Source organism: Aquabacter sp. (assembly GCF_965279295.1).
GTDB lineage: Bacteria > Pseudomonadota > Alphaproteobacteria > Rhizobiales > Xanthobacteraceae > Aquabacter.
In genome coordinates this window covers 602684-623676 of record NZ_CBDIHQ010000017.1, presented here as the reverse complement: position 1 = coordinate 623676, position 20993 = coordinate 602684, and the positions used below count along the sequence as shown (strand labels likewise).

Here is a 20993-nt window from a genome sequence, read left to right as displayed (position 1 = left end):
TATAGATATAAAATATGAATGAAAATTTATTCTATTAGTCGCAAAACTACATAAAAATTACAGAATCTGACCCAGGAACGCACGCGTGCGCGCATCGCGGGGATCAGCAAAGAACGTCGCCGGTGGACCATGTTCAACGATCATCCCGGCATCGGTGAAATAAATGTGATCGGCCACTTCGCGGGCAAAACCCATCTCATGGGTGACGAGAATGCAGGTCATCCCCTCTTCCGCCAGTTCCCGGATAGTGAGCAGCACCTCCTTCACCGTCTCCGGATCGAGCGCGGCCGTCACTTCGTCGAACAGCATCACGTCGGGGCGCATGGCGAGCGCGCGGGCGATGGCGACGCGCTGCTGCTGGCCGCCGGAGAGTTCGCCGGGATAGGCATTTTCCTTGCCCGCGAGGCGAACCTTCGCCATCAAGGCGCGGGCGCGGGCCTCCACCTCGTGCTTGTCCTGCTTCAGCACCTGGATCGGTGCCATCATCACGTTCTGGAGCGCGGTGCGGTGGGGGAACAGATTATATTGCTGGAACACCATGCCGACCTTGCGGCGCAGGGCCAGCTTGTCGAGCCTCGGGTCGTTCACCTCCTGCCCCTCGACGCGGATTGTGCCGGAATCGATCGGCACCAGAGCATTGATGCAGCGGATCAGCGTGGACTTCCCCGAGCCGGACGGCCCGATGATGCAGATCGCCTCCCCCTTGGCGACATCCAGGGAGACGCCCTTGAGCACCTCCAACTGGCCGAATGATTTGCGCACGTCGACGATGCGGACCAGCGGCTGGTCCGGTGTCCATCCGAAGTCCTTAGGCGGTCGAGGGGAAGCCAAGGCCATGTCTCCGGGGATCACTGGTTCGTCTGAAAGCGCCGCTCAAGATAGAGGGTGAAGCGCTCGATGGGGTAGCAATAGAGAAAGAAGCACAGCATGGCGAAGCCGTAGAGCGGCGCCAGCAGATCCGGCCGCCCGCCCTCGGCCGCATGCACCTGGGCGGTGAGGGTCAGCATCTCCGTGACGCCGACGATCGAGGCCTGGACGGTCGCCATGGTGACGAGGGAGTAGAGGTTCATCCAGGGCGGCAGCATGCGCTTCACGCATTGCGGCAGAATGATCATCCAGAGCGTCTGGCGGCGCGAGAAGGCGAGCGATTCCGCCGCTTCCCACTGCCCGTTCGGCAACGAGCCCACGGCCCCGCGCACGATCTCCGACACGTTCGCCATGACCGGCAGGGCGAAGCCGACCACCGCCTTGATCCAATCCGGCAGGGGATAGGTGTGGCCGAACAGGGTGAACTTGAACGGGATCATGAACATGGCGAAGAACAGCAGCACCAGCCAAGGCGCGTTGCGGAAGAATTGCGTGAAGCTCCAGGCAAACGCGCGCACCGGCCGGTTCTCGCTGATGGCCAGCAATCCGAGGCCCACCCCCGCCGCCGTGCCCAGCGTCATGGAGAACACCGAGATGGCGATGTTGAAGGCGAACCCCTCCATGAGCAGGGGAAACCACTTCCAGATCACCCCCAGCGCCGAAAGCCGCGCGCCGCTCGCCTGGGCATAGGCGGCACCCCCGGCAAACAGGATGAGGCCGACGAGCCCCACCATGTGGGTGAGCCGCAGGCGCGGCCATCGGATGGGTCGCCGCGCGGGCGGGCGGAATGGGAGAAGGACGGGGAAGGATTTGAAAGCGCCATCTTCCCTCAGACCCGTCCCCTCTCCCGCTTGCGGGGGAGGGCTAGGGAGGGGGAAATGGTGCAGATCGACAGGCTGCGGACGCTCGCCGGCGTCGCCCGCCCCCTCCCCATCCCTCCCCCGCAAGCGGGAGAGGGGGTGCAATGCAGCCGCCCCTCTCATCTGGCGCTTCCCTGGCCATAGCCGGGAATGGCGAGTGTCTTTTCCCAGCGGTGCATGATGAACACCAGGATGCCCACGAACACGGTGTAGACCACAAGCAGCACGATCATCATCACCGGCACGTTCTGGCTGTCGGTCCAGATCTGCTTCGAGGCATAGAGCGTCTCCGGCACGGCGATGGCGTAGGCGAGCGTCGTGGTCTTCAGCAGATTGACCAGATTGTTGTTCAGCGCCGGCAGGCAGATGCGCAGCGCCAGCGGCAGCAGGACGTGGCGATAGACGCCGAACCGGGTGTAGCCCAGCGCCTCCGCCGCCTCGGTCGTGGTGCGCGGCACCGCCTCGATGCCGGAGCGGAAAATCTCCACGTTGAACGCCCCCGCAAACAGCGAAAGCGAGATGATGGCCCATTGTACATTGGTGAGGATCGGCACGCGCATGCCGTCCGCGCCTTCGATGCGGGGCAGCATCTGGCCGAGGCCGAAATAGAAGAAGAAGATCTGCACCAGCGGCGGGGTGTTGCGGAACACCACGACGAAGCCGTTGATGAGCCAGCGCACCGCGCGCAGCGGCGAGCCCTGCGCCCACGCCCCCACCGCGCCGATGGCGATGGAGATGAGGATGCAGACCACCGAGAGATAGACCGTCATGCCCAGGCCCGACAGAAACCGCTGCCGGTCATAGGAATCATAGACGATGGTGAGATTGATTCCGGTGGTCTCGTAGAGTTCGAGGAACCACTTGGCGACGGTATCCATGAGCACTCGAAAAGCGGCGGTCAGAAGGAGCGGCGGGCACTTGGCTCGAGGCGCTTGGCCTCAAGCGTTTGGCCCGCCGCAATGGGCCGATCAGCTGCCCTTCATCTTCTCATGCATGCGCTTGGCATAATCTGTGGGGGTGATGCCCCACTTCTTCTCTTCATTGACGATGAAGCCGGTCTTCATCCAATCGTTGGTGGTGTCGGTCATGAACTTGGCGAAGGCATCTTCGCCGGGCGCGACGGCGAGAATCCACGGCGCTTCCATGATGCCGGGCAGCGGCATGGCGTATTCGGTGTTCCATTCGGCATCGAGCAGTTTGCCCTGCACGAAGGTCTGGTCATAGAGATAGCCGATGCATTCGCCGCCCTTGAGCGCGAACAGCGGCTTCTCCGACCCGTCGAACGCCTTCACTTCCGCGCCGTATTTGGCGGAGACGTCCTTGTTGTACCAGGCGCCCGAGGTGCCGCAGAGCACCTTGCCCTTCAGGTCGTCCCAGCTCGCCAGCTTCGCCTTCTTGGAGAGCAGGATGTTGACCGAGTCCGAATAATAGGGCGGGTCGATGGCCAACGTGACCTTCCGGCGCTCCGGCTTGTCCGACATGGTGGCGATCATCAGGTCGATCTTGCCCTGCTGGAGGAACTCGATGCGGTTGGCCGAGACCACCGGCACGAGTTCGAGCTTCACGCCCAACCTTTTGGCGACATCTGCCGCGAGATCGGGCTCGATGCCGACAATCGCGCCGGACGGATCGCGGAAGCCGAACGGCTTGTAGTCGGCTTTCACGCCCACCACGAGCACGCCCTTCTGCTTGATGCTTGCGAGAACATCGGCGGCGGCCGGCACGGCGCCCAGCGCGAGCGCGAGGCCGGCGGCAACGAGAAGCTTTTTCATTCGCTTATCCCTCCTGCGCCGGAGGCCCGGCGAGAGCGTTCAGTGTGCGCGCAGGCGCTGAGGAGCGCCACCACGACGAACGTCATATCTTGCAAGAGCGGGACCAGTTTGGAAATTGTTAACTGGGATTTCAGCGCACACGTTTTGCCGGACCGACGACGCGTCGGCATCGTGAGCGGCGGCGCGATGGCAAGGACACTTTACATCCCTCGTGCAGAGATCGCTTATGCCGGGGCCGGCAATCGGCACCGCCGGGCGGTGATATCTCGGAGACATCATGACACTGCTGAACCGCGTCATCGCGCTCTGCGCCTTATCCCTGATGGTCCTGCCCCACGGCGCGGCGGCTCAGGATCAGGCCCGTGCCGTCAAGATCGGGGCCGGCGCGCAGTATGAATTCCTGGCGCGGTGGGATGTCGACAAACTCAACCGCATCCTGACCACGGACACCCCGTCGTTTTCCGGCATCCCGGTCAGCTACACGCCGGCGCGCAACGCCGTCAGGCTCTACCGCGTCACCTATCCCTCAGTGATCCCCGAGCGTGGCAACATGCCGACCCTCGCCACCGGGCTGCTGGCCGTTCCCGATACCGGCGCGGTGAGCTTTCCGATGGTCTCCTACCAGCACGGCACGGTGTACGGGAAACAGGAGGTGCCCTCCTTCCCCGATCAGTCCCCAGAGACCCAGCTCATGCTCGCCCAGTTCGCCGGCCAGGGCTATGTGATGATCGGCGCGGATTATTTCGGCCTCGGCGGATCGCAGACATCCGAAGGCTACATGGTCAAGGCGAGCCACCAGCAGGCGACCTACGACATGCTGATGGCGTCGCGCGCCGCGCTCGCCGATCTCAAGATTTCAACGCCCAAGCTGTTCCTCGCCGGATGGTCCCAGGGCGGCTTCGTGGCGATGGCCATGCTGGAGAAGCTGGAAAGCGTCATTTATGGCTTTCTGCGTGCGCCGAGTGGGTGATCAGTTCTCCCAATTACGCCGGCCGAACCAGTTGCCGGCACCATGCGCCTCGCCCTTGGGCCTCCTCTAGCTAACGTTCCCGGGGACGTTAATCCCGCTCCCGTCGGACAACCGCCCCCCGCACCACACATCAGGCCGCTCCGGACGCGCCCCTCCTTGGTGCAAGGTGAAGGCAAGCTAGCACAGGTTGGAGGAAAAAGGAATATAATCCTTTAATATTTTTTAGCTGAATTGCGGAGCGGCCTTTTTTATCAAAGGCACCCCTGCACGAGTGTGCCCAAGGGGCAGCACACGGCGCTGTAGCAGTGAATTTAACTTGTTCATCTTATGTTCTTATTTTAAGTCAATGCTGTGGCCCGTTGATCCGATCGGGTCAAGGGGCCAAGGTGCAGACATGCTCCACACTGAATCGCCAATCCTAGATCGGAAGAAATCAGGCGCCTATTTTACACCACCTGAGGTGGCGCAGACCCTCGTCAAGTGGGTTCTGCGTCAAGATTCCGACAGACTCCTCGATCCATCTTGCGGCGACGGACAGTTTCTTTCCGTTCACCCCAACTGCGTAGGCATCGAGCAGAATCCTGCTTCAGCTGAAGCCGCCGTTTCAGCCGCTCCTTGGGCGCTAGTTCACAATGGGGACTTCTTCGCCTGGGCCGGACAAACGTATGAGCGCTTTGAATGCGCAGCCGGCAATCCACCGTTTATCCGTTACCAGAACTTTAAGGGCGAGGTCCGGCGGCGCGCCCTTGAACTGTGTATGGAGCACGGAGCGCATTTCTCTGGTCTCGCCTCATCATGGGCCCCGTTTCTAGTAGCGACCGCCACACTCCTTGCACCCGGTGGCCGAATGGCCTTTGTCGTTCCAGCAGAGATCGGCCACGCACCGTATGCAGCGCCGTTACTTGAATACCTCATTCGGTCATTTTCTGAAGTACATGTCATTGCTGTGCGCCGGAAGCTTTTTCCTTCGCTTTCCGAAGATTGCTGGCTACTCTATGCAAACGGCTACGGTGGAAGAACGTCGCAAATCGGCATGACCGTGTGCGAGGAATTCAAGCCTGGCAAGCGCCGGCCGAAGCCGAATGTTCTCATTGATATTGAGGAATGGCGCACGCTCTGGTCGCGGCGTCTGCGTCCCTATTTGGTGCCGAAGGAAATCCGCGACATCTATTCCACCGCTGCCCTGGATCCAGGTAGCCAAAGGCTTAGCGACTTCGCGAACGTTGGCATTGGCTATGTTAGTGGGAACAATGAGTTTTTTCATCTTCGCCCTTCGGAAGCGCTGCGACTGAAAATTCCCTCGCAATTTCTCCATCCCAGTCTTCGCAACGGCCGCTCCATGCCCGACCAACAAATCACGAAGGCGACCATCGAGGGATGGGCACGGAGCGACGACAAAGTACTGCTGCTTCGGCTATGTCGCGGGCAAGAATTTCCTATGAGCGTTCGCCGTTACTTAGACAGCAGCGCCGGTCGCGAGGCCAGTGAGGGTTACAAGTGCCGTAACCGAACCCCATGGTATGTGGTCCCGGATGTTCAAGTGCCAGACTACATCCTGAGCTACATGTCCGGACGCTCGGCGAATATAGTGCGAAACCTAGCCGGCGTTACCTGCACTAACAGTGTTCATTCTGTGAGAATCAGTGACGCTATCGCTGCACGGAAACAATTGCCGAAATGGGCGACACCGTTCGTGCGCCTAAGTTGCGAACTTGAAGGCCATGCACTCGGAGGTGGGATGCTAAAGCTGGAGCCGAGGGAAGCCAGCCAAATCCTCTTTCCAGGCGAAGCGATCACGATTCCTAAGAATGACGAAGCATTGGAAGAGGCAATCAGCACGCTTCGGCGTTGGAGGCACTATGCCGAGTAAAATCGAGGCGAAAACCTGCCAGTGGACCAACCAGACAGATGCTCTCGCTGCGTTCGCAGAGTTTACCGGTAAGACACAAAGCGCCAGTCATATTAAGCCATTGCACTGGTATGTTGCTTGCCGCCTTGTGATAGAAGGTGGGTTCGATCCAGATGATGTTGTACCGCGACCGCCATTCAAGGTGGTTCGCTCGGGTCATGCTCCCACCCTCCACTACGATCCAATTCTAGCGGAAGGTGGCGAGCGCACGATTCTTGGCGGACTTAAGACTAAGAACGTCGACGTCGTCGTGACACGAGAAGGTATAGGCCCTGTTCTCGCTGTTTCGTGCAAAGGCGTAACGGGCGCATTCCGAAATCTGACCAATCGGATGGAAGAGACGATCGGCGAATGCACAAATCTGCACATCACCTATCCAGCTCTGGTCCTTGGATATCTTGTTCTCCTGCGCGCCAACCGCTTAGTCGAGACCGCTCTTGACGATGCCGCGAAGGTCGATGTCGATATTGCGGAGGGTGCCCGCACCCTCGCCGCGAACGATATAGCTATGACCGTGGGTGGTGAACCGGTTGCCGGAATCATCCGTTTCCACAATGCTTTACGTGAACTCGTCGGTCGCCGAGGCATCCGAAATGATGTCAGCCGCTACGAAGCAATTGGCTTCGGTCTCGTAGAGATGCACGGCGTCCACCGAAACTCTCTGCTCGAGAGCTTTCCTGTCCTCGAGAGCCCTCTGAATCTCAGGGGATTTTTCGATACGCTATACGCGCGCTATGATGAACGCTTTGTGGTGAGCGCACCGGATTTGTCACGGGTGACGCGCCGACTGGAATGGGATTCGAAATCATCTGCGTTTCGGTTGCCGGGTTTAGATTATGCGCCCCGTTGCGGTGACTGAAGACACACTCGCCCGGAGACAACGAGTAGCGATTTATACGACAGTGCGAAGACCATGCTCGAGTGAAACAATCACTTCCTTCTTCTCCCCCCTTGCAAAAAACTCCTGACGATTTATGATAATCGTCAGTTCACCGGAAACACCCCCCCCGTGCCCCCAGTCGCCCATCGCACCAAGGAGACCGCCGACGAGACCCGCGAGCGCATCGCGCGGGTGGCGGAGGAGATGTTTCGGCGTATGGGGTTCGCCAAGACGGCGGTGGCCGATATCGCCGCTGAGCTCGGCATGTCGCCGGCCAATGTCTATCGCTTCTTCCCCTCCAAGAACGCCATCGTCGAGGCCATCTGCTCGCGCATCTTGCTGGAGATGGAGGACGAGATCCGCGCCATCCTGGGCCAGCCGCAGCCGGCGCGGGCGCGCATCTTCGCGCTATTCCAGGCGATCCTAGTGCATCACCGCGAGACCTTCATCTCCGAGCGGCGGCTGCACGACATGGTGCTGGTGGCCATCGAGCTGAACTGGGAGTCGATCGAAGCCCACAAGAAGCGGATCGGCGCCGGCGTCCAGAGCCTTCTCGAGGAGGGCATGGAGGACGGCGTGTTCGTCTCCCACGATGCCGCCGCAGCCAGCCAGATCCTGCTGAGCGCAATGGTGCGCTACTGCCATCCCATCCTCATCGCCGAAAGCATCGACGAGGATCTGGACGGCCAGTTGCACGCGACGCTGACCTTCCTGCTGCGCAGCGTCGAGGTCGCGCGAACAGCCATGTGAACAGGAAACGCCCGGGGCGCTGTCCCGGGCTTTTTCATGCGTAAGCTGTGATGAAAATCAAAATTCGTCAGTCGTGACACGTAAATCTTCAGGAGCATGAGACCATGTCCGCCGCTCGTCCCTTCCTCCCGGCCCTGCGCCTGATCGCGGGCGTGAGCCTCGCCGCGCTTCTCGCCGGCTGCGGTGATCCCGCCCCCGCCCAGCAGGCCGGCCCGCCGCCCCGCCCGGTGCAGGTGGTGGAGGTGGCGCTGCGGCCGCTGGAGGTGGACAAGACTTTCGTCGGCGTCATCCGCGCCCGGCGCGAGATCGACCTCTCGTTCCGCGTCGGCGGCAAGGTCTCGCAGCGCGCGGTGGAGGTGGGGCAATTGGTGAAGGCGGGCGATCTGATCGCCAAGCTGGACCCGGAGGACTTTTCGCTCGAACTCCAGAGCGCGGAGGCCGAGCTGGCCGCCGCCACCGCCAATTTCAACCAGACCACGGCGGAGGACGGGCGCTATCGCACCCTCACCCAGCGCGGCTTCGCTTCCAACGCCGATCTCGACCGCAAGTCGGTGGCGAAGGAGGAGGCGGTCGGCCGGCTCGAGCGGGCCAAGCGCGCCCTGGATCTTGCCCGCAACAAGCTCGCGTATGCCAATCTCCTCGCCGACGCCGACGGCGTGGTGATGTCCACAGCCGCCGAGCCAGGACAGGTGGTGACATCAGGCCAGACGGTGGCGCGCATCGCCCGCCTGGATGAGAAGGAGGCGACCGTCGCCCTGCCCGAGACCGCGCTGGCCGATGCGCGGGCGGACGTCGCCACCGTCACCCTATGGGCCGACCCCACCCGCGCCTACAAGGCGCGTCTGCGCGAACTCTCGCCCCAGGCCGATGCCGCGAGCCGCACCTATGCCGCCCGCTTCACCCTGGAAAACCCGGATGACACCGTCGCGCTGGGCATGACCGCCACCGTCACCCTCCACCCCGCGGGACACGCGGATGTCGCCCGCCTGCCGCTCTCTGCGGTGTTCGACAAGGGCACCGGCCCGCATGTCTATGTGGTGGACCCCAAGACCCGCACGCTGTCGGCCCGTTCCGTTGAGATCGCGGGCTACACCGCCGACACCGCGCTCGTCTCCACCGGCCTCGCGACCGGCGACAACGTCGTGACCATGGGCGTCCAGACCCTTGAGCCCGGGCGCGCCGTGCGCACCGTCGCAGCGCGCTGACAGGAGGCGAACATGGGGGCGTTCAACCTTTCCGACTGGGCCATCCGCCATCGCGCGCTGACCCTGTTCGCCATTCTGCTGCTGGCCGTCTCGGGGGCCTATGCCTACGTCAATCTCGGGCGCGCCGAAGATCCCTCCTTCACCATCAAGGTGATGGTGGTGAGCGCCGCCTGGCCCGGCGCCACCGCGGATGAAATGCGCGACCAGGTGGCCGACCCGATCGAGAAGAAGCTCCAGGCGCTGGGCCACCTCGACCGGGTGGAGAGCTATTCCCGCCCCGGCATCTCCTTCATCCAGGTGTTCCTGGAGGATTCCACCCCGGCCAAGTCGGTGCAGGACCTCTGGTACCAGGTGCGCAAGAAGGTCGGCGACATGCAGGGCGACCTGCCGGCGGGCGTGGTCGGCCCGTTCTTCGACGACGAATATGGCGACGTCTATTCCGCCCTCTACATGCTCTCCGGCGACAAGGTCGGCCCGGCGGAACTGAAGAAGCAGGCCGAGATCATCCGCCAGAAGCTGCTGCGAGTGAAGGACGTGGAGAAGGTGGACCTCGTGGGCGAGCGCCCCGAGCGGATCTATATCGAGTTCAGCCACGCCCGCCTCGCCACCCTCGGCATCACCCCGCAGGCGATCTTCGACAGCGTGGCGCGGCAGAATGCCGTGGTCTCCGGCGGCGCCATCGAGACCAATGCGGACCGCATCAACCTGCGCCTCTCCGGCGCCTTCAAGGGCGCCGAGGCGATCGCCGCTGTGCCTGTTGCCGCAGGCAATGCCATCTTCCGCCTGGGCGACATCGCCACCGTCAAGCGCGGCTATGAGGACCCGCCCGCCTTCATGATCCGCCAGAACGGGCGCGACGCCATCGGCATCGGCGTCTCAATGTCGTCCGGCGCCAATATCATCACCATGGGCCACGCCCTGAAGACCGCCATGGATGCGGCCGTCGCGGAACTGCCCGCCGGCATCGATGTGACGCAGGTGGCCGACCAGCCGCACATCGTCTCGGAATCCGTGGGCGAGTTCCTGAAGACCTTCGCCGAAGCCCTGGTGATCGTGCTGGTGGTGAGCTTCCTCTCGCTCGGCCTGCGCACCGGCATCGTCGTGGCGCTCTCCGTGCCGTTGGTGCTCGCGGTGGTGTTCCTGGTGATGTTCGCCAGCGGCATGGACCTGCACCGCATCACGCTCGGCGCCCTCATCATCGCGCTCGGCCTGCTGGTGGACGACGCCATCATCGCCATCGAGATGATGGTGGTGAAGATGGAGGAAGGGCTCGACCGCGCGCACGCCGCCGGTTTCGCCTGGACCTCCACCGCCTTCCCCATGCTCACCGGCACGCTGGTGACGGCGGCCGGCTTCCTGCCCGTGGGCTTCGCCAAGTCCTCGGCCGGCGAATATGCCGGCGGCATCTTCTGGGTGGTGGGCATGGCGCTCATCGCCTCGTGGTTCGTGGCGGTGATCTTCACGCCCTATCTCGGCTATATGCTGCTGCCGAATTTCAAGACCGCGGCCCACGGCCACGATGCCCACAACGGCCGCCTCTACCGCGCCTTCCGCAAGGTGTTGACCTTCAGCTTGCGGCACCGCTTCGCGGTCATCGGCGTGACCTTCGGCATGTTTGCCCTCTCGCTTGCGGCGTTCGGGCTGGTGCAGCAGCAATTCTTCCCCACCTCCACGCGGCCCGAGCTGTTCCTTGAGATGCGGCTGCCGGAGGGCACCTCCATCTCCGCCACGCAAGCAACCGCGAAGAAGGCCGAGGCGCTGGTCGCCGGCGACCCGGATGTCGCCACCGCCACCACCTATATCGGCCGTGGCACGCCGCGCTTCTGGCTCGGGCTCAACCCGGTTCTGCCGAACCCGAACTTCGCCGAGATCGTCATCGTCGCCAAGGACATCGAGGCGCGCGAGCGGCTGAAGGCCAAGCTCGACCAGATGATCGCGGACGGCGCCCTGCCCGAGGCCCGCTCGCGCGTCGACCGTTTCGTGTTCGGCCCGCCGGTCGGCTTCCCCGTGCAGTTCCGCGTGGTCGGCCCCGACCCGCTGAAGGTGCGCGAGATCGCCGAACAGGTGCGCCAGGTGATGGCGGGCGATCCCGCCCTCCTCGACCCCCACCTCAATTGGGGCGAGCAGGTCAAGTCCATCACCCTCCAGGTGGATCAGGACCGGGCGCGCGCCATCGGCACCACGCCGCGCGACATCGCGGAAACCCTCCAGACCCTGCTCTCCGGCTATACCGTGACCCAGCACCGCGAAGGCAACCTGCTGATCGGCGTGGTGGCCCGCGCGGTGCCCGAGGAGCGGGTGGACCTGGAACGCCTTGCGGCGCTCACCGTCACAACCCGGAACGGTGTCGCCGTGCCGCTCGCCCAGGTGGCCCGCATCGTCTACGGCGCCGAGGAACCCATCCTGTGGCGGCGCGACCGCGACCTCGTACTCACCGTACGCGGCGACGTGAAGGACGGCATCCAGCCGCCCGACGTCACCACGCGCCTGCTGCCGCAACTCGCCGCCATCAAGGCTTCGCTGCCGCCGGAATACCGCATCGAGACCGGCGGCTCCATCGAGGAGAGCGTGAAGGCGAACACGGCATTGGCCGCCGTGTTCCCGATCATGATCATCGTCATGCTCACCTTGCTGATGATCCAGCTCCAGAGCTTCTCGCGGCTTGCCCTGGTGCTCGCAACGGCGCCGCTCGGCTTGATCGGCGCGACCTTCGCCTTGTTGCTCGCGCATCGCCCGTTCGGCTTCGTGGCGCTGCTGGGGCTGATCGCGCTGGCCGGCATGATTATGCGCAACACGGTGATTTTGGTGGACCAGATCGACAAGGACATCGCCGCCGGGCACGCCCCGGCCGACGCCATCGTCGATGCCACTGTGCGCCGCGCACGGCCCGTGGTGCTGACGGCACTGGCGGCGGTGCTAGGCATGATCCCGCTGGCGGAAAGCACCTTCTGGGGGCCGATGGCCATCACCATCATGGGCGGCCTTCTGGTCGCGACCGTTCTCACCCTGGTGGTGGTGCCGGCCATGTATGCCGCCTGGTTCCGGGTGAGGGTGGCGAAGGTTATCGCCCCCGAGCCGGTGCCGGCCCCTCACATCAAGGACGGTCACGCGCCGGCGTAGCCGTGTCCCGTCGGAGAGGGGCTGCCAGTGGGACCGACCCAACCGCTTGCCCCCTCCCCGGCCCTCGCCCGCAAGCGGGAGCCACCGCGCATGACACAACGTTCCCCTTCACGGGTCGTGGCGGGCAATGGACTAGGACCACCTGATTCCGCCCCTGCGTTCTAAAACATCAAGCGGAGGCCGCTTCGACAATCCGAATGTCGCGCTCCGCCCCTCCGGCCAGGGCGGCGAGAGCTTCCTGATAGGCCGCGCTGTCGTGTGCTGCCTTGGCTTGATCGACGCTATCGAACTCGATGATGACGGTGCGCTGCGCCAGCCCGGCCTCATAGGTCTGTGCAGGCACGCCCCGCACCAGGATCCGTCCGCCGGCAGCGACGATCGCCGGTCCGCTCAGCTTGGCATAGGCGGCCAATGCCTCGGGGTTGCTGATTGAGCGATAGGTCGCGACCCAATACGCCTTACTCATTCTCTGTCTCCGCCTTGTCGTTTCGATCCCGCGTCGGATTCGCACCGCAGGCAGGATAGCCACGAAAGCCCGCCTGCGCCGAATCCGCTTCACTGGCGTCAGCAGGGTAGCGAAAGGCAACGGGCGCATCACTGCGATGCGCCCGCCGTGTTGTGGCTCAGCTCTGGATAAAGGCGAGCAGGTCGGCATTGAGCACGTCGGCATGGACCGTCAGCATGCCATGGGGGTAGCCGGGATAGGTCTTCAGCGTGCCGTTCTTCAGCAGCGCGGCCGAGAGGCGGCCGCTGGCGTCGATCGGGACGATCTGGTCGTCCTCGCCGTGCAGCACGAGGGTCGGGACGGTGATCGCCTTCAGGTCCTGCGTCTGGTCGGTCTCCGAGAACGCCTTGATGCCATCGTAATGCGCCTTGGCGGAGCCGATCATGCCCTGCCGCCACCAGTTGTTGATCACGCCCTGGTCGATCTTCGCGCCTTCACGGTTGAAGCCGTAGAAAGGCCCGGTCGGCACGTCCAGGAAGAATTGTGCCCGGTTGTCGGCCAGCGCCTTGCGGAAGCCGTCGAACACCTCGATCGGCAGGCCGCCTGGGTTGGTCGACGTCTTCACCATCAGCGGCGGCACGGCGCTGACCAGCACCGCCTTGGCCACCCGCCCCTGCGGCTCGCCATGCTGCGCGACATAGCGGGCGACCTCGCCGCCGCCGGTGGAATGGCCGATATGGATGGCGTTCTTCAGATCGAGATGCTGCACCACCGCCGAGGCGTCGGCCGCGTAATGGTCCATGTCGTGACCCACCCACACCTGGCTTGAGCGGCCGTGCCCGCGCCGGTCGTGGGCAACGACACGATAGCCCTTGGCGAGGAAGAACAGCATCTGCGCGTCCCAATCGTCGGACGAGAGCGGCCAGCCGTGATGGAACATGATCGGCTGGGCCTCCTTCGGACCCCAATCCTTGAAGAAGATGTCCGTCCCGTCCGTGGTGATCACCGTGCCCATGATTTTTGACTCCTGCCTGTCGCCGGTCTCTGTCGTCCCCGGCGGCTCATTCGATCAACAGACACTAGCCGTCCGCGTTCCGCTTTCGCATTGGCGCGATCGACAGATTTCAGGCCATAATTGACAAATGACCTACCCGGCCCCCTTGGCGGAAATCGCCGTCCTGCTCTATCCCGGCGCACAGCTCGGTGCGGTTCATGGGCTGACGGACCTGTTCTCCGTCGCCAACCTGATGGTGACGCGCCGTCTCGGCGATGCGGCGCCGCGCCTGCGTGTCAGCCATTGGCGCGGCCGGGAGACTGGCGAAGGCGCCGAACGCATCTTCGATAGCGATCCCGGCGCTTCGGGCGAACCGGATTTCGTCATCCTGCCGCCCGCCGTGATCGCGCCGATCACCAAGGAGGCGGCGGCGGCGCTGGCGATCTGGTTGCGCGAGCGCCACGCGCGGGGCACGACGCTCGCCTCGGTGTGCGCGGGCGCATTCCTGCTCGGCGAGACCGGCCTGCTGGAGGGCCGCGCCGCCACCACCCACTGGTTCTACGCCAACGACTTCGCGGAACGGTTTCCCAGTGCCCGCATGGACATCGATAAGCTGGTCATCGACGATGGCGACCTGATCACGGCGGGCGGCCTGATGGCCTGGACCGACCTCGGGCTCAAGCTTGTGGACCGGCTAATGGGGCCGACCGCGATGCTGGAGACCGCGCGTTTTCTGCTGGTCGACCCGCCCGGCCGCGAGCAGCGGCACTACAGCGTGTTCTCGCCGAAGCTGCGCCATGGCGACGAGGCGGTCCTGAAGGTCCAGCACTGGCTTCAGGCGAGCGGTGGCCGCGATGCGACGCTCGCCGCGATGGCGGACCGCACGGGGCTTGAACCGCGCACTTTCCTGCGCCGCTTTCAAAAGGCGACGGGGTTGAAGCCGATCGAATATTGCCAGCACCTTCGGGTCGGCAAAGCGCGTGAGATGCTGGAGACCACCACCCGCCCCGTCGATCAGATCGCGTGGGATGTCGGATACGAGGACCCCGGCTCATTCCGAAAGGTTTTCCTAAAAGTCACCGGCGTCGGCCCCCGCGAATACCGCCAACGTTTCGGTCTTGCGGGCATTCGCCTGAACACCCCGGTTGAAGACGCAGGCCTGCCGATTGCGGACCGATAATGGGCTCGTGAGCTTACCCGCGGCGCGAGCTGTCCATTCGTCCGTACGGAACGTCCGGTTGTTGACGATGTCTCCATGTCGGCAACTGCCGCGCCACGTTTACCGGCAGGTGGCCGGCACCATTCCGGAATCAATCGGCGAAATCTGGATATAGGGAAGGGGCAGGAGCCAATCGACCAATGTGTATCACCCCAGTGTATGACTCGGGAGTAATCCATTGAAATCTAAGGCAAGTGGTGCCCAGGAGAGTGCCGGCGAAGCTTCCATTAATTCAAGCACTTGTGCCCAGGTGCGGAAGCATGTGCGCCCGTTGATCCGCTTCGGCTTTTTCCCGCCACGCCCTTACATTTATTGACCGGCGGAGATCGCGCTATGGTCGATTTCCCCGATCGCCTCAAGGGGGGCGGTGCAGGCCCCCGCACAATCGCAGAAATCATCGAAAAGGCCGCCAGCGCGGCCGCTCCGCAGAACAAGTCCACCCAGCCTTCGGGATGGCCTGTCATTTGCCCGAGCGCACTCGATGGAAAGACCATTCCGGAGCGCCGCTGGTGCCTGCCTGGATGGTTCCCTGATGGTTGTGTATCGCTATTAAGTGGAGATGGTGGCACAGGCAAAAGCTTGCTCGCCATGCAACTCGCTACCTGTGCCTCTACGGGGACGCCGTTCTTTGGTATCGAGATGGCCCCTCGCAAGGTGCTGTACCTCTCGTGCGAGGATGACCTAGACGAACTGCACCGCAGGCAAGCCGATATCAACGCAGCCCTTGGCATCGACTGGCCGGATCTCGATGGGCAGTTGTTTTGGCGCCCCGTGGTGGGTGAGGAGACAACCTTGATGGGGCCGGACAGGAGCGGCCGGCGCCTGGTCACAACCGCTCTCTACGACAACCTGCGCCGCTACTGCCGGGAGAACGGCGTTCAGCTCATCATTATCGATACGCTGGCCGACACCTTCGGCGGCCTGGAGATCGACCGCCAGCAGGTGACTCGCTTCGTGCGCTCACTGCAAGCTATCGCTCGCGAGTGCGACGGCGCGTGCGTTTTGGTGGGGCATCCCAGCGTCGCAGGCATCCGGGACAACACCGGAATCTCGGGGAACACCGCATGGCGCAATGCCGTGCGTTCCGTTGTGCAGATGCGCCGTCCTAATGAGGAAGAGGCCAGTGGGCCGAGTGCCCGCGACTTGCGCATCCTGGAGCGCCTGAAAGGTAACTACGCCCCCAGCGATACGCCCTTGATGATGCGCTACTTCGACGGCGCTTTCATGCTCGATGGCAACTCAGATCAATCGGCCGTGTCCTTCGACATATTCGCCACCGAGGTGAAGGTAGAGGCGGCTTTGAAGGCAGCGTTGAAGGCTGGCCGCCATCCCTCACCAGCGAAGAACTCCGAGAACTATGTGGTGGCTATGCTGATGCACTACCCCGAGACCAAGGGCCTTACCCGGAAGCACATTGAGGGCACAGTGGAGCGGATGCTGACCGCCGGCAGACTGCGGATAGCGCGTCTCGGTCGTGTGTCTCGGCAGAGCCAGGTCTTAGTACCGATGCACCACCCGCCGTTGCCGGACGAACGTGATCCGTCCACGGGCGAAGCCTACGGGGGCGCCTCATGAGCGGGGGCGTCAAGGTGTCAAGGTCATCTGCTAACCCATTGAAATCATTAGGTGTCACAGTGTCCCGTCAAGGTGTCAGGGTCTTCTGTAAGTCCTTGAAGAATAAGGGGGTTTTTTGTGTGTCGCAGTACCCCCTATCTAAAGATAGGGGGGCTGGTAGCGCCCCCCTATCAGATCAATCGGTAGAACCGGCGAGGGAGGCATGTCGTCTCAGCGCTCTCCACCCGCACCCGCAAGCCGATCGCAAGGTCGAGGCGCCGAGCGATGGCCCTCTGCGCCTTGTCGCATGGGTCCTCCCTGCCTTCCCGGTATACGGGCGAACTAAGCGCATGGGTCTTCTAGACGGTGGGCGTTTTAGTTCTAAAATCCCTGACTTTACAAAGGCTTGAGGTGCGAATTATGCATAGCTTGAGCTTTTTTCCGGATGCCAACCGGCCCGCCGAAACCCTTTCCAAGAAGGGGGTCGCCGAGCTGCTGGGCGTAAGCCCCGGCCGCGTGTCGCAGCTCATCACCGCAGGCATGCCGGTTGAGCCGAACGGGCGGGTCAATGTCGCTCGTGCCAAGGCGTGGGTGGCGGAGAACGTCGATCCGAACCGGCGCCGCGCCTCGCTGGACGGCACGTCTGCCCCGTCCCCGGTGTTCTCGGCGCGGGCCGTGAAGGACACCGCAGATGCCGAGATCTCGCGGCTCAAGGCCGAGCGCCTCGGTGGCCAACTCATCGACAAGGCCGCCACCCTGCGGACGGTGGAGACCCGCGCCCGTGCCGAGCGGGACGCCTGGATAGGCTGGGTGAACCGGGCGGCGCCGGAGATCGCAGCCGCCACCGGAGGCGACATGGCGAGCACCGTGGCCGCCCTGGACCGCCTGGTGCGCGACCAACTCGCCATGCTCGCCGCACTCCCGCTCGGGGAAATCGCCCATGACTGAGATCACCACCCTCACCGCTGCGCTGGTGGACGCCGCATGGCGCGCCGGCCTGAAGCCCGAACCCCAACTCACCGTCACCGAGTGGGCGGATAAGCACCGCATGCTGCCGGGCACAAACGCGGAGCCAGGGCCGTGGCGCACCTCTCGGGTGCCATACCTAGGCGAGATCATGAATTGCCTGTCAGTGGCCTCCCCTGTTGAACGGGTGGTGCTTATGAAGGGCGCACAGACCGGCGGCACCGAGGCCGGCTTGAACGCCATCGGCTATTGGATCGCCCATGCCCCCGGCCTCATCCTCGCCGTGTGGCCCTCGATCGACATGGTGCGGCGAAACTCGCGCACCCGCATTGATCCCCTCATCGAGGGCACGCCCGCCCTGCGGGAGAAGATCGCGCCGGCGCGCTCGAAGGAGCCCGGCAACACCGTTGGACTGAAGGAGTTTCCCGGCGGCGCCTTGGTGATGACCGGCGCCAACTCCGCCACCGGGCTGCGCTCCACCCCGGCGCGCTACCTGGTGCTGGACGAAGTGGACGCGTTCCCCGCCGACGCGGACGGCGAGGGCGACCCGGTGGCGCTCGCCGTACAGCGCACTGTCACCTTTCGCGGCCGGCGCAAGGTGTTCCTCATCTCAACACCCACCGAGGCGGGCATATCGCGGATCGAGAAGGCTTATGCGGAGAGCGACCAGCGCCGGTTCTTCGTGCCCTGCCCGCACTGCGACACGCACCAGGTGCTCAACTGGCGCGGCGTCACATGGCCGGAAGGCGAGCCACGCAAGGCGTTCTATGCGTGTTCCACCTGCGGCGGTGTGATCGAGGAGATGGACAAGCCCGCCATGCTGGCGGCCGGGGAGTGGCGTGCGACGGCGCCGTGCGATGGCCTCACCGCAGGCTTTCACCTCTCCGCGCTGTATTCGCCGTTCGAGAGTTGGGGCGAGATCGCAGCGGACTTCCTGGCCTCGAAAGCCGACCCCTCACGCCTGAAGGCCTGGACAAATCTGAAGCTGGGCGAGCCGTTCGAGGACCGGGACGATGCCGCCCTTGAGGCCGACAGGTTCATGGCCCTGCTGGAGGAGTGGGGCGAGGATCTTCCCGAAGGTGTGGCCGTGATCACCGCGGGCGTGGACGTGCAGGGAGACCGGCTGGAACTGGAAATCGTCGGATGGGGTGCGGGCGAGGAATCATGGTCCCTCGAATACACCGTGCTGTGGGGCAACCCGGCCGAGCCCGCGGTGTGGCAGGCGCTCGACGCCGAGATCATGCGCACCTTCCCGCATCCCCGCTCTGGCGCGATGCCGGTGCGCGCGGTGGCCATCGATTCCGGCGGGCACCATACACAGACCGTGTACCGCTTCGCGCGGGATCGCGCCGGCCGCCGGGTGTGGGCGATCAAGGGCCGCTCGGGGCCGGGTGTGCCGGTATGGCCGCGGCGCCCGCCCAGGCCGAAGGACCGGGCAAAGATGCTGGCCCCGTTCATTGTCGGGGTCGATTCGGCAAAGGAGGTGGTGACGACACGCCTTCGCCTCTGCGAATCGGGGGCGGGCTATTGCCATTTCCCCGTTGGGCGGGACCTCGATTATTTCCGCCAGCTTGGCGCGGAACGGCTGATCCGCACATGGCGGCGGGGTGTGCCGGTGCGGGAGTGGCGCAAAGATCCTGGGGTGCGAAACGAGGCGCTCGACTGCCGCGTCTACGGCTATGCCGCCTTGCAGGGGTTGGTGGCGCTAGGCTTCCGCCTGGGAGACGAGGCCAAGCGGCTGGCAGACCTTCAGCCGCGGAGCACGGTGAGCGCACCGGCAATGCCGCGCGTCGTCAAAAGCCGCTGGATGAGCGGCTAACGTGCTCGCGCCTCAGTCGTGGGCGTGGCGGGCGGCCAGGAAGATGCCGTAGCAGACGATCAGCAACAGCACCGGTGCGACCAGCCAAGCGATGGTTTCCGGCGTCACGGCTTCAGTCCCTTCAAAAGATATCTCGCCATGTAATGTATGGCCGATCCGGCCAAAAGCCAAACCACGGTGATGAGCAGCGCTGACCACCCACCCGCCGGGCCAGGCAATCCATAGGACAAAGCGACGTTCGGGCCGACCACGCCAGTCACCAGGGTGGCAGCGGCGACGTTGTTCAAAAGCGTGGCCGTGAGCTTGGTTCGCTCGTTATGGACGAGGCTCATAGCGGATCACAGCCGTCATCGTCATGGATGTGAGCCTGAAGCGGCAAATCTTCCCGTACTAGGCCGAGAATCTCATAGGCCTCACCTAACGAAAATCTCGCGTCGTCAACGGCTTGTTCCATGCTCATCGCACCAAACACTGTCATGGCATGGATACCAGGCTCATCGTCCCATCGATAGAAGACCGTCCAATCCCAGCCCGGTCGCTTGATGATATCTGTCATTCCACCGCTTTCCGCAGCCGCTTTTATTTTTTGAGTTCCGCCTTAATTGTTTCTTTGATGACGGTAGATAATTTCAATTCAAGCAAATGAAGCAATAACTTCATGTCGTCTCCCGACATGAATAAATCCAAGCTTCCATCAGTATAAAGATCGCCTGGACGCATTGATTGCGTGGTTTCTAACAAATCATCTTGGGCGATTGTCCTTTCAATTCGAGAAATTATCTCCGCATTGATCGAGCGTTTGCTCCATTTCGCGTCTCGCTCGATACGCTCCTTGAGGTCCCAAGGTAGTCGGAGGCGAAAGTGTGGATCATCTCGTGCCATGACGCACGTATGCCGCACTTTTCGCTTGACGCAAATGCCGCACGGTGCGCTATATCCATATAACGCACCGTGCGGCATTGGAAACTGTATGGCGAGAGGCGACCCCCACGTAAAAATCCGACTCCCTCAAGAGGTGAAGGTCTGGATAGAAACCGAAGCTTCCCGCAATGGTGCTTCACAGAACTCCGAAATTGTCCGCGCTATTCGTGAGCGCATGCAGCGTGTGCAGGCCGCCGCGCCGGCAAGTTAAACCGAACCCCACCAATAAAACTCCAGGGAGAAACGCGCATGAACTGTCATGTCCGCGAACGGGACACCTATGCCGAATTCGAGCCTCACCCGGACGCTGAGTTGCTGCGGCTAGGTCAGGTGTTCGGCCTCAAACACCAAGCGTGGTTGGAGTTGTGGTGGGTCACGCAACGAAACCAAGACGTTTTCTCCGACGCATGCGCCCCGATCGATTACGACCACCCCTATTCCGCCATCGTCCATGATGCCTTGCGCGATAAGTTTGGCCACACCGCCTCAGACGACGCCCTGGATCAGGTGGATGCCATCGCCACCCAAATACGCGTCATGCCAGCGAAAAGCGTTGCGGGGCTGGCGGTGAAGGCGCGGGTGGCGATGTTCAACATGTTCCCGGCCGACAAGTACATCGGCCTCACCGAGGAGGAGATGGATTGGCCCGCACAAATGGCCGCCACCCTGGTTCGCGAGATCGAGCGCATGGCGGAGGGGGAGGGGTGAGTCAGCGGGCCACTGGACGCCAGTGCTGAAATGC

Annotated in this window: 20 protein-coding genes and 1 pseudogene; 12 read left to right on the top strand and 9 right to left on the bottom strand. The window is 63.3% G+C overall.

The features are described from left to right. Positions 1 to 57: 57 nt before the first annotated feature. From ADADO0_RS17495 to ADADO0_RS17480, 4 genes are all read right to left on the bottom strand, one after another. Positions 58 to 837 (bottom strand): amino acid ABC transporter ATP-binding protein, encoded by a 780-nt coding sequence (locus tag ADADO0_RS17495; protein ID WP_511306468.1) that lies wholly within the window; start codon positions 835 to 837, stop codon positions 58 to 60. An 11-nt stretch (positions 838 to 848) separates the two neighbouring features. Continuing rightward, positions 849 to 1601, bottom strand: a complete 753-nt coding sequence (locus ADADO0_RS17490; RefSeq protein WP_511306467.1) for an amino acid ABC transporter permease — start codon at positions 1599 to 1601, stop codon at positions 849 to 851. A 245-nt stretch (positions 1602 to 1846) separates the two neighbouring features. Beyond that, complete coding sequence (locus ADADO0_RS17485; protein ID WP_511306466.1) at positions 1847 to 2605, bottom strand: amino acid ABC transporter permease; 759 nt, start codon at positions 2603 to 2605, stop codon at positions 1847 to 1849. A 90-nt stretch (positions 2606 to 2695) separates the two neighbouring features. After that, positions 2696 to 3499 (bottom strand): transporter substrate-binding domain-containing protein, encoded by an 804-nt coding sequence (locus tag ADADO0_RS17480; RefSeq protein ID WP_511306464.1) that lies wholly within the window; start codon positions 3497 to 3499, stop codon positions 2696 to 2698. Positions 3500 to 3776: 277 nt separating this feature from the next. Here ADADO0_RS17480 and ADADO0_RS17475 point away from each other — a divergent pair. The 6 genes and pseudogenes from ADADO0_RS17475 to ADADO0_RS17450 form a co-directional block, all read left to right on the top strand. Beyond that, positions 3777 to 4433, top strand: a pseudogene (locus ADADO0_RS17475) (alpha/beta hydrolase family protein); the annotation flags it as partial. A 430-nt stretch (positions 4434 to 4863) separates the two neighbouring features. Next, entirely contained in the window at positions 4864 to 6339 is a 1476-nt protein-coding gene (locus ADADO0_RS17470; protein WP_511306463.1) for an N-6 DNA methylase, read from the top strand. Then, positions 6329 to 7237: a hypothetical protein gene (locus ADADO0_RS17465; protein WP_511306462.1), complete on the top strand. Its 909-nt coding sequence runs from the start codon at positions 6329 to 6331 to the stop codon at positions 7235 to 7237. The genes ADADO0_RS17470 and ADADO0_RS17465 overlap by 11 nt, the downstream gene beginning before the upstream one ends. A 150-nt stretch (positions 7238 to 7387) precedes the next feature. Beyond that, positions 7388 to 8008: a TetR/AcrR family transcriptional regulator gene (locus tag ADADO0_RS17460; RefSeq protein WP_511306461.1), complete on the top strand. Its 621-nt coding sequence runs from the start codon at positions 7388 to 7390 to the stop codon at positions 8006 to 8008. A gap of 104 nt (positions 8009 to 8112) precedes the next feature. Next, the gene (locus tag ADADO0_RS17455; RefSeq protein WP_511306460.1) at positions 8113 to 9213 is read left to right on the top strand and encodes an efflux RND transporter periplasmic adaptor subunit; all 1101 of its coding nucleotides are present in this window, start codon (positions 8113 to 8115) and stop codon (positions 9211 to 9213) included. Between the two features lie 12 nt (positions 9214 to 9225). Next, positions 9226 to 12333: an efflux RND transporter permease subunit gene (locus ADADO0_RS17450; RefSeq protein ID WP_511306459.1), complete on the top strand. Its 3108-nt coding sequence runs from the start codon at positions 9226 to 9228 to the stop codon at positions 12331 to 12333. 169 nt (positions 12334 to 12502) lie between these two features. Here ADADO0_RS17450 and ADADO0_RS17445 read toward each other — a convergent pair whose 3' ends face one another. Both ADADO0_RS17445 and ADADO0_RS17440 read right to left on the bottom strand, forming a co-directional pair. Then, on the bottom strand, positions 12503 to 12799 hold the full coding sequence (locus ADADO0_RS17445; protein ID WP_511306458.1) for a DUF1330 domain-containing protein: 297 nt from the start codon (positions 12797 to 12799) through the stop codon (positions 12503 to 12505). A gap of 157 nt (positions 12800 to 12956) precedes the next feature. Then, positions 12957 to 13793 (bottom strand): alpha/beta fold hydrolase, encoded by an 837-nt coding sequence (locus ADADO0_RS17440; RefSeq protein ID WP_511306457.1) that lies wholly within the window; start codon positions 13791 to 13793, stop codon positions 12957 to 12959. Positions 13794 to 13920: 127 nt separating this feature from the next. Here ADADO0_RS17440 and ADADO0_RS17435 point away from each other — a divergent pair, with 127 nt between their 5' ends. The 4 genes from ADADO0_RS17435 to ADADO0_RS17420 all read left to right on the top strand — a co-directional run bounded on the left by ADADO0_RS17435 (position 13921) and on the right by ADADO0_RS17420 (position 19330). Beyond that, positions 13921 to 14952 (top strand): GlxA family transcriptional regulator, encoded by a 1032-nt coding sequence (locus ADADO0_RS17435; RefSeq protein ID WP_511306456.1) that lies wholly within the window; start codon positions 13921 to 13923, stop codon positions 14950 to 14952. A 372-nt stretch (positions 14953 to 15324) separates the two neighbouring features. Next, complete coding sequence (locus ADADO0_RS17430) at positions 15325 to 16566, top strand: AAA family ATPase (RefSeq protein WP_511306455.1); 1242 nt, start codon at positions 15325 to 15327, stop codon at positions 16564 to 16566. A 408-nt stretch (positions 16567 to 16974) separates the two neighbouring features. After that, positions 16975 to 17493, top strand: a complete 519-nt coding sequence (locus ADADO0_RS17425; RefSeq protein ID WP_511306454.1) for a hypothetical protein — start codon at positions 16975 to 16977, stop codon at positions 17491 to 17493. Then, positions 17486 to 19330, top strand: coding sequence for a phage terminase large subunit family protein (locus tag ADADO0_RS17420; RefSeq protein ID WP_511306453.1), 1845 nt, complete (start codon positions 17486 to 17488; stop codon positions 19328 to 19330). The genes ADADO0_RS17425 and ADADO0_RS17420 overlap by 8 nt, the downstream gene beginning before the upstream one ends. A gap of 104 nt (positions 19331 to 19434) precedes the next feature. Here the strand turns inward: ADADO0_RS17420 and ADADO0_RS17415 are convergent, their stop codons facing one another. From ADADO0_RS17415 to ADADO0_RS17405, 3 genes are read right to left on the bottom strand one after another with little or no spacing between them, the layout of a single operon-like run. Beyond that, complete coding sequence (locus ADADO0_RS17415; RefSeq protein ID WP_511306452.1) at positions 19435 to 19662, bottom strand: hypothetical protein; 228 nt, start codon at positions 19660 to 19662, stop codon at positions 19435 to 19437. Further along, positions 19659 to 19886, bottom strand: coding sequence for a hypothetical protein (locus tag ADADO0_RS17410; RefSeq protein WP_511306451.1), 228 nt, complete (start codon positions 19884 to 19886; stop codon positions 19659 to 19661). The genes ADADO0_RS17415 and ADADO0_RS17410 overlap by 4 nt, the downstream gene beginning before the upstream one ends. 23 nt (positions 19887 to 19909) lie before the next feature. Then, positions 19910 to 20212: an Arc family DNA-binding protein gene (locus ADADO0_RS17405; RefSeq protein ID WP_511306450.1), complete on the bottom strand. Its 303-nt coding sequence runs from the start codon at positions 20210 to 20212 to the stop codon at positions 19910 to 19912. On the opposite strand from ADADO0_RS17405, the gene ADADO0_RS17400 reads away from it, so the two are divergent. Continuing rightward, positions 20211 to 20462 carry an Arc family DNA-binding protein gene (locus ADADO0_RS17400; protein WP_511306449.1) on the top strand — a complete coding sequence of 84 codons (252 nt, stop codon included), beginning with the start codon at positions 20211 to 20213 and terminating at the stop codon, positions 20460 to 20462. The genes ADADO0_RS17405 and ADADO0_RS17400 overlap by 2 nt on opposite strands. A gap of 38 nt (positions 20463 to 20500) precedes the next feature. Beyond that, entirely contained in the window at positions 20501 to 20959 is a 459-nt protein-coding gene (locus tag ADADO0_RS17395) for a hypothetical protein (RefSeq protein ID WP_511306448.1), read from the top strand. Positions 20960 to 20993 lie beyond the last annotated feature (34 nt).